Source organism: Bradyrhizobium sp. MI1.7, assembly GCF_055811795.1.
In genome coordinates, this window is the sequence record NZ_JBVVPO010000002.1 from 23571 (window position 1) to 35684 (window position 12114).

General features: G+C 63.3%; 6 protein-coding genes. 3 read left to right on the forward strand and 3 right to left on the reverse strand.

The window, feature by feature from the left end:
- Positions 1–40: 40 nt before the first annotated feature.
- The 3 genes from AC0L3X_RS02850 (at position 41) to AC0L3X_RS02860 (ending at position 7966) form a co-directional block, all read left to right on the forward strand.
- The gene (locus AC0L3X_RS02850) at positions 41–3841 is read left to right on the forward strand and encodes an autotransporter domain-containing protein (protein ID WP_473316243.1); all 3801 of its coding nucleotides are present in this window, start codon (positions 41–43) and stop codon (positions 3839–3841) included.
- A gap of 258 nt (positions 3842–4099) precedes the next feature.
- Entirely contained in the window at positions 4100–7096 is a 2997-nt protein-coding gene (locus AC0L3X_RS02855; RefSeq protein ID WP_473316244.1) for an autotransporter outer membrane beta-barrel domain-containing protein, read from the forward strand.
- 165 nt (positions 7097–7261) lie between these two features.
- Complete coding sequence (locus AC0L3X_RS02860; RefSeq protein ID WP_354131238.1) at positions 7262–7966, forward strand: GrlR family regulatory protein; 705 nt, start codon at positions 7262–7264, stop codon at positions 7964–7966.
- A gap of 112 nt (positions 7967–8078) precedes the next feature.
- Here AC0L3X_RS02860 and AC0L3X_RS02865 read toward each other — a convergent pair whose 3' ends face one another.
- The 3 genes from AC0L3X_RS02865 to AC0L3X_RS02875 all read right to left on the reverse strand — a co-directional run bounded on the left by AC0L3X_RS02865 (position 8079) and on the right by AC0L3X_RS02875 (position 11980).
- Entirely contained in the window at positions 8079–8975 is an 897-nt protein-coding gene (locus AC0L3X_RS02865) for a hypothetical protein (RefSeq protein ID WP_473316245.1), read from the reverse strand.
- Positions 8976–9284: 309 nt separating this feature from the next.
- Entirely contained in the window at positions 9285–10244 is a 960-nt protein-coding gene (locus AC0L3X_RS02870) for an MBL fold metallo-hydrolase (RefSeq protein WP_224581010.1), read from the reverse strand.
- A gap of 59 nt (positions 10245–10303) precedes the next feature.
- Positions 10304–11980 carry a winged helix-turn-helix domain-containing tetratricopeptide repeat protein gene (locus AC0L3X_RS02875; RefSeq protein WP_063983616.1) on the reverse strand — a complete coding sequence of 559 codons (1677 nt, stop codon included), beginning with the start codon at positions 11978–11980 and terminating at the stop codon, positions 10304–10306.
- Positions 11981–12114 lie beyond the last annotated feature (134 nt).

The following is a 12114-nucleotide window of genomic DNA, read 5'->3' on the forward strand; positions in this document are numbered from 1 at the left end:
AATTTCAAACGTCGCTCTCTGGGCTGCGGGGAGATTTGGGTTGTCTTATTTTGTAGCGTCTGAAGGCGCGCTGGAAGCCGGCGCGGCCGTTGTTGCGCGCAAGCGATCGATTAGCCGCTTTGCGGCGCTGACCTTGGCCGCGTTGTCCCGCCGCCTGCTGGGCACCAGCTCCATGGTGGCGCTCGGACTGGTCCTGGCGACATCGACGCCATCGCGCGCCACCGACTGGACCGGCGGAACCTCAACCGACTGGTTCACCGCCACCAACTGGTCGGCCGGCGTTCCAACCAGCGCGGGCACCGCGAAGATCGACACCGTCGCGCCCAATGCCACAGTGGTCGGAGCGACCGGCGCGCAAGCGAACACTGTCATTGTTGGCTATTCAGACACCGGCACGCTGACGATCCAGAACGGCGGCACGGTGAGCAGCGGTCTCGGCTATCTCGGCCTCTTTGCCGGCTCGACCGGCACCGCGACGGTTGATGGCGCCGGCTCGGCCTGGACCAATTCCGGCTTGTTCATTGTCGGCCAAGCCGGCACCGGCACGCTGACGATCCAGAACGGCGGCGCTGTGAGCAGCGCCACCGGCTATCTCGGCGCCTTTGCCGGCTCGACCGGCACCGCGACGGTTGATGGCGCCGGCTCGGCCTGGACCAATTCCGGCAACCTCGTTGTCGGCAATTCCGGCACCGGCACGCTGACGATCCGGAACGGCGGCACGGTGAGCAACGCCGGCACCGGCTATCTCGGCGGCGCCTCGACCGGCACCGCGACGGTTGATGGCGCCGGCTCGGCCTGGACCAGTTCCAGCCTCATTGTCGGCTTTGACGACACCGGCACGCTGACGATCCAGAACGGCGGCGCGGTGAGCAACGTCACCGGCCATCTCGGCGTCAATGGCGGCTCGACCGGCACCGTAACGGTGGATGGCGCCGGCTCGTCCTGGACCAATTCCGGCGACCTCGTTGTTGGCAGTTTCGGCACCGGCACGCTGACGATCCGGAACGGCGGCGCGGGGAGCAACGTCATCGGCATCCTTGGCGCCAATGCCGGTTCGACCGGCACCATGACGGTCGATGGCGCCGGCTCGTCCTGGAGTTCCAGCGGGCTCTATGTCGGCAATTCTGGCGCCGGCACGCTGACGATCCGGAACGGCGGCACGATGAGCAACGCCGGGTTCGGCTATCTCGGCTTCAATGCCGGCTCGACGGGCACCGCGACGGTTGACGGCGCCGGCTCGACCTGGACCAATTCCGGCGACCTCAAAGTTGGCAATTCCGGCACCGGCACGCTGACGATCCAGAACGGCGGCGCGGTGAGCAACGCCGTCGGCTTTCTCGGCTCCCTTGCCGGCTCGACCGGCACCGCGACGGTTGATGGTGCCGGCTCGGCCTGGACCAATTCCGGCAACCTCGTTGTCGGCAATTCCGGCGCCGGCACGCTGACGATCCGGAACGGCGGCACGGTGAGCAACGTCATCGGCGATCTCGGCAACAATGCCGGCTCGACCGGTACCGTAACGGTGGACGGAGCCGGCTCGTCCTGGAGTTCCGGCGCGCTCTATGTCGGCGATTCCGGCGCCGGCACGCTGACGATCCGGAACGGCGGCGCGGTGAGCAACGCCACCATCGGCCATCTCGGCTTCAATGCCGGCTCGACCGGCACCGTGACGGTTGATGGCGCCGGGTCGTCGTGGACCAATTCCGGCCTCGTTGTCGGCTTTCGCGGCACCGGCACGCTGACGATCCAGAACGGCGGCGCGGTGAGCAACGTCGGCAACGGCTTCCTCGGCTACAATGGCGGCTCGACCGGCACCGCGACGGTTGATGGCGCCGGCTCGACCTGGACCAATTCCTTCAACCTCTTTGTCGGCTATTTAGGCACCGGCATGCTGACGATCGCCAATGGCGGCACCGTCTCGACGGCTTCGGGCATGCAGATCGCCGCTTTTGCCGGCTCGACCGGCACGCTCAATATCGGCGCCGCCTCCGGCCAGGCCGCGACCGCGCCGGGCACGCTGACCACGCCCTCGGTCGCGTTCGGGGCAGGCACCGGCAGCATCGTCTTCAACCACACCGCCTCGAACTACAACTTCGCCCCGGTCATTTCCGGCGCGGGGTCGGTGACGGTGGAGAACGGCACCACCATCCTGACCGCGACCAACACCTATAGCGGGGCGACCACGGTCAATGGCGGCACGCTGGCGGTCAACGGCTCCATCGCCAATTCGGCGGTGACGGTCAATGCCGGTGGCACGCTCGGCGGCAACGGCACCGTCGGCAATACCACCATCAACGGCGGCGGCGTGCTCGCGCCCGGCAATTCGATCGGCACGCTGACGGTCGGCGGCAATCTGGCGTTCAGCACCGGCGGCCTCTACCGCGTCGAGGTCTCGGCATCGGCCGACCGCACCAATGTCACAGGCGCCGCAACGCTCACTGGCGCCACCGTGCAAACGGTCTTCCAGCCGGGCAGCTATGTCAGCAAGAACTACACCATCCTGTCGGCGGCCGGCGGCCTCGGCGGCACCAGTTTCGGTGGCGTGAGCGGGCTGCCGAATTTTAATGCCGGCCTGAGCTACACGCTGTCCGATGTGTTGCTGAACCTCACGGCCTCGCTCGGCGCCGGCACCTCGCTGCCGGGCAATCCGCAGACCGTCGCATCCACGCTCAACAACTTCTTCAACAATGGCGGCGCGCTGCCGCCGGGCTTTGTCGCGCTGTTTGGTCTCACCGGCAGCAATCTTTCAGCCGCGCTGTCGCAAACCTCCGGCGAGACCGCGACCGGCTCGCAGCAGACGACCTTCAACGCGATGAACCAGTTTATGGGATTGCTGACCGATCCCTTCATCGACGGTCGCGGCGATGGCGTTTCAGCGGGATCATCGGCGGGCGCATCGGCCTATGCCTCGCCGGACAGGTCGCGCTCCGGTGCGGCGCGGGACGCCAATGCGATGTTCACCAAGGCGCCCGTCATGGCCGATCCGTTCGCGCAGCGCTGGAGCGTGTGGGCGGCGGGCTATGGCGGCTCGCAGACCACGGACGGCAACACGACACTCGGCTCCAACAACACGACCAGCCGCATCGCAGGCATCGCGGTCGGCGCCGATTACCGTATCTCGCCGAATACGCTGGCAGGCTTTGCGCTGGCGGGCGGTGGTACGACCTTCAGCACCGTCAATGGCGGCTCTGGCCGATCCGATATGTTCCAGGCCGGCGCCTTCGTCCGGCACAATGCGGGTGCGGCGTATCTCTCCGGCGCGCTGGCCTATGGCTGGCAGGACATCACCACCAACCGCACCGTGACGGTGGCCGGCATCGACCAATTGCGCGCGCAGTTCAACGCCAATGCCTTCTCGGGTCGCGTCGAAGGCGGCTATCGCTTTGTCAGCCCGTGGATGGGCGGCATCGGCATCACGCCCTACGCAGCAGGCCAGTTCACCACCTTCGACCTGCCGGCCTATGCCGAGCAGGCGGTATCCGGCGTCAACACCTTTGCGCTGGCCTACGCATCAAAGAGTGTCACCGATACGCGCAGCGAACTCGGCCTTCGCAGCGACAAATCATATGCGATGCCGGACGGAATCTTCACGCTGCTCGGTCGCCTGGCATGGGCGCATGATTTCAACCCCGGCCGCAATATCGGCGCGACGTTCCAGACGCTGCCGGGCGCATCCTTTGTCGTTGGCGGCGCCGCGCAAGCCAGCGACTCCGCGCTCGTCACCGCTTCTGCCGAAAAGAAATGGCTGAACGGCTGGTCCGCCGCCGCCACTTTCGAAGGCGAGTTCTCTCAGCTCACCAAGAGCTACGCCGGCAAGGGCGTCGTGCGGTATGCGTGGTGAGGTGGCGGCTTCCCGAACGACGCCTCTCCAAAGCCATCTGGTGATGTCGATATCCGCGTTCCTCCTGTGATATTAGTGACGCAGTCGGCCAAATACGGCGGCGCGCTTTGTTGGATGCCGATATTGGTCGGACTCCGCGATGTTCCCCCGCTAAACCTGATTCCACAGAGCCCCGCTTAACGGGTCCATGCGCGACCGGCGCCGCAACGGCGCAATGGAATTTCAACGGTCGCTATTTGGGCTGCGGGGAGGTTTGGGTTGTCTTATTTTGTAGCGTCTGAAGGCGCGCTGGAAACCGGCGCGGCCGTTGTTGGGCGCAAGCGATCGATTAGCCGCTTTGCGGCGACCATGCGCGCGGCGATGACGCGCGCGGCGCTGTTCGCCGGCGTCTTGCTCGGCGCGCTCGCGACCGGAGCGCAGGCCCAGACGGTGATCAACGTCACGGTCGCCAACGACACCGGCACCACCTCGGGGGGCTCGACTGGCGGCGCCGGCACGCTTAGCGCCGCGCTCGCGCAGATCAATGCTTCCACGCCCCCCGGCGGCTTCATCATCAACCTGCAGACCAATGTCACGCTGTCAGGGCCGCTGTCGCCGATCTTCAACTCGGTGACCATCAACGGCAACGGGTTCACCATCAGCGGCAACAATTCGCAGCGCATCTTTATGGTCGGCGTTGACACCGCGACGCAGACCAGCGCGGGGGTGGCGGGCTCGATCATCGCGGACCGCCCTCAGGTGGCGATCAGCAACGTCATCCTGTCCGCGGGCCTCGCCCAGGGCGGCGGCAACGGCGCCGGCGGCGGCATGGGGGCGGGCGGCGCGCTGTTCGTCAACCAGTCGGCCGACGTGACGCTGAGCAATGTCAGCTTCGCCAACAACAACGCGAAGGGCGGCAACGCAACAACCAACACGTTTCGCGGCGGCGGGACCGTTGGGGCGGGTGGCTTTGGTGGCGGCGACGGCGCCAGTGGCGGGAACGGCGGCGGCGGCGGCATGGGCGGGGCGGTGTTCGTGGTCAAGGGCGGCTCGCTCACCATCAACGGCAACGGCTCGACCTCGGGCGGCAGCGTAGCCGGCGGCACCGGCTCCAATGGCGGCGGTGCGGGCTCGGCCTTAGGCACGGGCCTCTTCGTGCAGGGCTCGACGCTGACCTTCGGTGGCAGCGGCAGCTACACGGTGTCGGACGCCATCGCCGATCAGAACGGTTCCGGCGGCGCCGCGGCCTCGGACGGCCTCGGCGGCACCGGTGGATCGAGCGCCATTACCAAGAGCGGCATCGGCACGCTCAGCTTTTCTGGCGCCAACACTTATACTGGAGCTACGACGATCAATGCCGGCACGCTAAGGGGCGCTGCGGCGAACACATTCAGCGCTACGAGCGCGACGACAATCAACACCGGCGGCACGCTCGATCTCGGTTTGCTGGCACAAACGATCAATATCGTTTCGCTATCGGGCGGCACGTTGGCCAACGGCGCGTTGACCGGCGCAGTGACCTCAAGCGGCGGCACGCTGAACAGCCTCGGCGGCGGCATGACGCTGACGGTGAATAGCGGCGCGACCAATGTGACGGGCACCAACACCTTCACAGGCGCGACCACGGTCAACAGCGGCCTGCTCTCGGTCAACGGCACGAGCACGGCCAGCGCGGTGACGGTGAATGCCGGCGGTACGCTCGGCGGCAACGGCACGGTCGGCAACACGACCATCAATGGCGGCACGCTGGCGCCCGGCAATTCGATCGGTACGTTGACCGTGCAGGGCAATCTCGTGTTGACGGCCGCATCGAGCTACATGGTCGAGGTGTCGCCTTCGGCGGCCGACCGCACCAACGTCACCGGCGTGGCGACGTTCGGCGGCGCCACCGTCAAGGCATCTTTCGCAGCCGGGGCCTATGTCGCAAAGCAATACACCATTCTCAACGCCGCCGGCGGTATCGGCACCAGCACGTTCGGCTCGATCGTCAACACCAACTTGCCGGGTGGCTTCGCGTCGAGCCTGAGCTATGACGCCAACAATGCGTATCTCAATCTCGTTCTCAGTTTCGTGCCGCCGCCCGGGACGGGTCTCAACAACAACCAACGGAACATCGCCGACCCGATCGTCAATTTCTTCAACTCCAACGGCAGTATTCCGCTGGCGTTCGGCGGGCTGACGCCGGCGGGACTGACCCAGATCTCCGGCGAGACCGCGACCGGCTCGCAGCAGACGACCTTCAACGCGATGAACCAGTTCATGGGATTGCTGACCGATCCCTTCATCGACGGCCGCGGCGATGGCGTTTCAGCGGGGTCATCGGCGGGCGCATCGGCCTACGCCTCACCGGACATGCCACGCTCCGGTGCGGCGCGGGACGCCAATGCGATGTTCACTAAGGCGGTCGTCATGGCCGATCCGTTCGCGCAGCGCTGGAGCGTGTGGGCGGCGGGCTATGGCGGCGCGCAGACCACCGACGGCAACACGACACTCGGCTCCAACAACACGACCAGCCGCATCGCAGGCACCGCGGTCGGCGCCGATTACCGTATCTCGCCGAATACGCTGGCAGGCTTTGCGCTGGCCGGCGGTGGTACGAACTTCAGCGTCGTCAATAGCGGCTCTGGCCGATCTGATCTGTTCCAGGCCGGCGCCTTCATCCGGCACAATGCCGGTGCGGCGTATCTCTCCGGCGCACTGGCCTATGGCTGGCAGGACATCACCACCAACCGCACCGTGACGGTGACCGGCATCGACCAGTTGCGCGCGCAGTTCAACGCCAATGCCTTCTCGGGTCGCGTCGAAGGCGGCTATCGCTTTGTCAGCCCGTGGATGGGCGGCATCGGCATCACGCCCTACGTAGCAGGACAGTTCACCACCTTCGATCTGCCGGCCTATGCCGAGCAGGCGGTAACCGGCGTCAACACGTTCGCGCTCGCCTACGCTTCGAAGAGTGTCACCGATACGCGCAGCGAACTCGGCCTTCGCAGCGACAAATCATATGCGATGCCGGACGGCATCCTCACTTTGCGCGGTCGCCTGGCATGGGCGCACGATTTTAACCCCGGCCGCACTATCGGTGCGACGTTCCAGACGCTGCCGGGCGCATCCTTTGTCGTTGGCGGCGCCGCGCAAGCCAGCGACTCCGCGCTCGTCACTGCTTCCGTCGAGAAGAAATGGCTGAACGGCTGGTCCGCCGCCGGCACTTTCGAAGGCGAGTTCTCTCAACTCACCACCAGCTACGCCGGCAAGGGCGTGGTGCGGTATTCCTGGTAAGTTGACGATTTCCGGTTTTGGCCCTTCGCATCATTTCGCTGTGCTGCGGAATTTGGTAGCTATCGGGGGCATAGCGGACTCTGGCAAGCCGACCGATCGGCCGATTTATGGGATCACGGCCTAGGTAGCCCGCGATTCTTTTTTTGATTTTGTGGGCTCAAGACGTTGCTGGATGGACTCTACAAGGTTGAATACGGCGTCAACGATGCGTTCGGCCGCAGCATCATGTGCCTGCATGACGGTAAGATGCTGGGCGGCAATTCGGCCTTCGCGCACCTTGGAACCTATGACGAGCGCGACGGCGAGATCGTCGCCGAGGTGATCACCGAACGGCACAACGAGGATCCCAATTACAAGCCGCTGATGGGAGCCGATATCGCCTCGATCGGTGCGCGCGGGCGGCTGCACGGCAACCAGATCCGTCTCGAGGGTGGCGCGGACACCATGCCGGGCGCAAAATTCTGGGCCAATCTCACCCGGCTCGACGACGAGGGGCTGCCTCCGAGTGGTGCGGTCGGTCCGGGCGGCATCGCCAACGGACTCTATGGGATGAGCCTGCGCGCGCTTGACGGTGTCGATGCCGGATTATCGGGCGTGATGCTTCTGATCGACGGCCGCATCCTCGGCGGCGATGCGTTCTTCTACTATCTCGGCTCCTATTCCTCGGCGGACGGCCGCTGGAAGGGCGAGATGCTGAACCAGGAGCACACGCCGGCGAAGGGCGAAAATCCCGTGTTTGGCGGCTATGAAGTCGGGATCGGCTTCTCCGGAACCTGCATGGCGGATAGCGGCGAGCTCGAAGGCATCGCGCTCGCCGGCAAGCGCAGCCTGCGCCTTGCAGCCTCGCTCAAGCTGATGCGGCGGGCCTAGGACGTGCACTCATAGTAGCCGCGTCGGCTCGCGCCAAAAGTGACATCGAAGTGGTCTGGACGAATGTCGTCCTTGGGCAGAGGCGCGAAGGCCAGTTCTTACCACTCCCGCTTCATTTCATCGCAACATCGCGGTCGATGTCTTGCAGGTGCACGAAAGTTGCCCAGGCTTTTCGATATTCGCTATCTGTCGGATCGATCGCAAGCAAGGCGCGACACGCCTCTTTGATTTCGTCCGACGAGGGACGCATCGCGACGTTGCCGGACGACTTGGCTTGGTTCCAGCGTTCCTCGACGCCTTTCGCCAAGGCGAGTGCTTCGGAGGGGCTCCGTTTCCGGGTTGACCTCGCCAAAGGGTGATCCGGAGGGAATTTGGGCCATGCGACGGGAGGCTGATCGGCTCGCCACTCACTCTCCTTGCCGGTCCCACGCTCTCCCGGCAAGTTTGCCTGGGCTCCATTGGCCGATTGAGGCGGGACAGTCCGTGCGCCCAGCTCGCGGAGCTGCTGCTCCATGGTCCCGCCGGACGCCGTTGCGCCTGCCGCAGGTGCACGCGTCGTCAGACCTGACACAGTTGAGGTGCCGGCCTGCGGAGCAACCTTCTGAACGGTTTGCGCAACGGACAGCATGCCAGGCGAAAGAGCAGGCTTCTGCTGCGCGACCTTGTCATTTTCAGTGGGGCAAGGCCGAAATCCCGAGCGCAGCTGCGTGATCCGGCCGTCGTCGTCGATGCGGGCAAAGTCAACGGCCACAGTGTAGACGAAAGCGGCATCGATGGATTGGCCGGATTTGTCTCTGGCGTTGACGGCGCCGCAAACATATCGCGCCGCGTCGGCCTCGACTGAACGCAATGCGCTGAATTTGGCCGAGTCCGGATAAATCAGCACGCGCCGAACTGCTGCGCGAGCTTTCATGTGCTCGTTAGAGAAGATGCTGAGCACGACATCCGGATTGAACATGTCGGGCTGGTAGTACCACTTGTACTCCACAGCAAGGAATGCTGCGGCCAAAGGCCGTCGCGATCAGGAAAGCAGATGCATTCATGGATTTGGTCGGGCAATGGAACCCGGTATGGTTGTTGTTATCTTCTTGAACCATTTATGATGGAATCTACTAACAATCCGTAAATTGGTTGCTCCCGCGATTTTCAACAACCGGTGGAAGAGCCACAGCTGGTTTTGCTCAAGGGGGCAGTTGCCGGTGCGGGAAACACACTGACCAAAGTCAACCAAGGGGGCACAGGCTGACGCCTGACGGGTGGCAGCGGCAGGTCCGCTGTGGGCCATAACCGGACATCAACCAGCGAAGGACCGTGGGTCTCACAGCACTGGCGTACACTGCATGTCTGCTCCGACGATGAGCGGCCCGTTGTAGGCAGTTCGCAAATCAGCGATGGCGGCATCGAGTTCAAACAGACCGAAATGACTGACGATGAGCTGCTTGACCGCAGCCTCTTGGGCAACGCGTCCGACGACTGCCGGTGTTGCGTGCAAGGGAACATTCGCACCGGGCGGGATTGCAAGATGCATGATCAGGAGGTTCGCGCCCTTTGCGAATTCGACGAAGCCTGGATCGGTGCCGTTTTGGTCGGAGCTAAACACGATCGACACATTTCCGGTCTGCACGCGATAGGCCAAGGTTGGCATATTTCCATGCGGGATTTTCCGTGCCGTGACTGTCGTTCCCTCGCGCTGCAAAACCACGGATGGATCGCTTTTGACAGCGTCAATCACTCCGACATCAAGTCGAACGCCACCCGCCACAACGCGCCCCATATCGGGCCGCACGCCGCTGCCCCCGTATGAGCCGCCTAACGCCGATCCGAGCACTGGAAATGCGCCAGTCTTCTCGTCAAAAAGCCTGTTGAGGAAAATCGCAAAGTCAGGGGCCGCATCGTTGCCTGTAGGACCGAAAACCTTGAGAGGTTCCTTGCGGACCTCGTGGCTCAGCCAAAGGAACGCTGGCAAGTCGGAAACGTGATCTGGATGAAGATGGCTTATTCCGACCATCCACAAGTCTTCGAGTTTGGCTTGCGATTCACCAAAGCGGTGTTGAGCACCACCGCCCATGTCGATGAGTATTCTTGCGCGCCCCTCGATCCAGACCAGATAACTCGTCGATGCCCGAGTGGGATTCATTCTGGGGCCACCAGAACCGAGGATTTGCACGTCGAGCGGCGTTGTACCGCAACTCTGTCCGAAAGCGCTCAAACTGCTCAGTGACGCACAGAAAATTCCCAGCAAGAAAATAACCGGAAGCCGAACCATGAAGACACCCATGTTGTTCAAACAGAGTCTATCAAATCGGTCTTGCAAATTTCACGACAGGGCCGAGATGGTCATTCGGGCAGCCCTGCTTGCCGCAATCCTTCCTCATATCGCGCGACGTCCTCAGCACGTCGATAAGGGCCAAGCACATCTTTGAGATTGGAAACGCGCAGCGTGGGGCTGAGTTCTCGCAGCCGAGCCACGGCCTTGTGTGCTTGCTCCGGCCGACCGGCCATTGCGTTGCTTGCGGCGGTGATCCGTAATCCAGGCCGATAGTCCGGGCTGCACTGCAATGCCATTGCCGCCCATGATGCCGCTTCGTCATAGCGGTCCAAAAAGAAATGTGCATACGCGGTCCCGGCTCGCATGCCCATCAGCCACGGATCAAGTGGGCTCAGGCGAATGGCTCGTGCGAAGCGCTCGATCGCCGATTCCGGCTCGCCGAGCCAGAGTTTTACCCAGCCGCCGAAATTCCATGCCTCAGCCAAATTGGAATTAAGCGCGATCGCGCGATCAACTAAGCCGGCACCTACCCCGAGATCCCCAACAACAAACGCTAACGCATTCCCGCCAGCGGAGAGCGCGTTCGCGTCATCCTTGCCCAACTCAACTGCCCGTTGGGTGAGCTTCTTCACTTCGGCAATCGCGTTCGCCGTGTCCGGAATCCAGCCATTGATCCTGGCAATGAGGTAGCAAAAGGCTGCGCGACCGTAGGCGGTGGCAAATTCCGGGTCGAGCTCTATCGCGCGGTTGAACAGACGCAATGCCTCGTCGTTCGCTTGCCGGTTACCAAACTGATGAAGCCGGGCCAGACCGCGCAAATAGTGGGCATAGGCGTCGAGACTAGCGGTCGGCTTGCGTTTGGCGCGCTCGATCTCAGCTTTCTCCACCGCAGGCGCGATCGCCCCGACAACGCTTTCAGTCACCTGGTCCTGCAAATCGAAGATGTCGCCGAGCTCGCCATCAAACCGATCGGCCCAAATATGTGCTCCAGTAGCGGTATCGACGAGTTGTCCCGTAATGCGCACTCGGTTTGCCGCCTTGCGAACGCTCCCTTCCAACACGTAGCGCACCCCAAGCTCGCGCCCCACCTGCTTCACGTCGACAGCGCGCGCCTTGTAGGTGAAGCTGGAGTTTCGGGCGATGACAAATGGCGCCTTGAAACGGGACAGCGCCGTGATGATGTCCTCGGCCATTCCATCGGCAAAGTATTCCTGTTCGACATCGCCAGACATATTCTGAAACGGAAGCACCGCAATGGAAGGCCTGTCGGGCAGCGGAGGCGGACTCCCGGCCTCGGCAGCAAAAACTGGCGCAGCCTCTCGCGTTTCCGTCGGCGCATCGACCTCAAAGGCCCTGATTGGCTCCTGAATGTTCTTTACATGTTGAACGCCAAGATCCGTACCTGGGTCTGTGACCGAGGCTCGCGCGGGCAATTCTTCCTCGGTGATCTCGCCAACAAACCGGAAGCCTCTGCGAGAAACCGTCCGGATCAGGCGTTGCTCCTTGCCGGTATCCCCGATTGCCTTGCGCACGGCATTGACGTGGCTGGTCAGCGTGGATTCGGACACGATCCGTCCTTCCCACACCGCCTTCAGAAGATCGTCCCTTGTCACGACCTGTTCCCGGTTTCGGACCAGGAAGAGCAGCAGGTCGAACACCTTCGGTCCGATGGGGATGAGCTCGGAGCCTCGCTTGAGCTCGCGCCGGTTGGCATCGAGACAATAATCTTCGAATAGAAACGACACTTGTGATCCTTCCTGGACAAGAAGCCAAGGAAAACTCGATCGCAATTCAGGCCGGCTGCAAGGTCTTTTCCGTTCGAAACAGTACACATTTTCTCACCCTTCGGGAACGAGGGTTCGAGAAATGGTTGGCCCGC

Bases quoted from the DNA above. Each gene is read 5' to 3' on its own strand.
- AC0L3X_RS02870 (WP_224581010.1), bottom strand. From the start codon at position 10,244: ATGGGTGTCTTCATGGTTCGGCTTCCGGTTATTTTCTTGCTGGGAATT.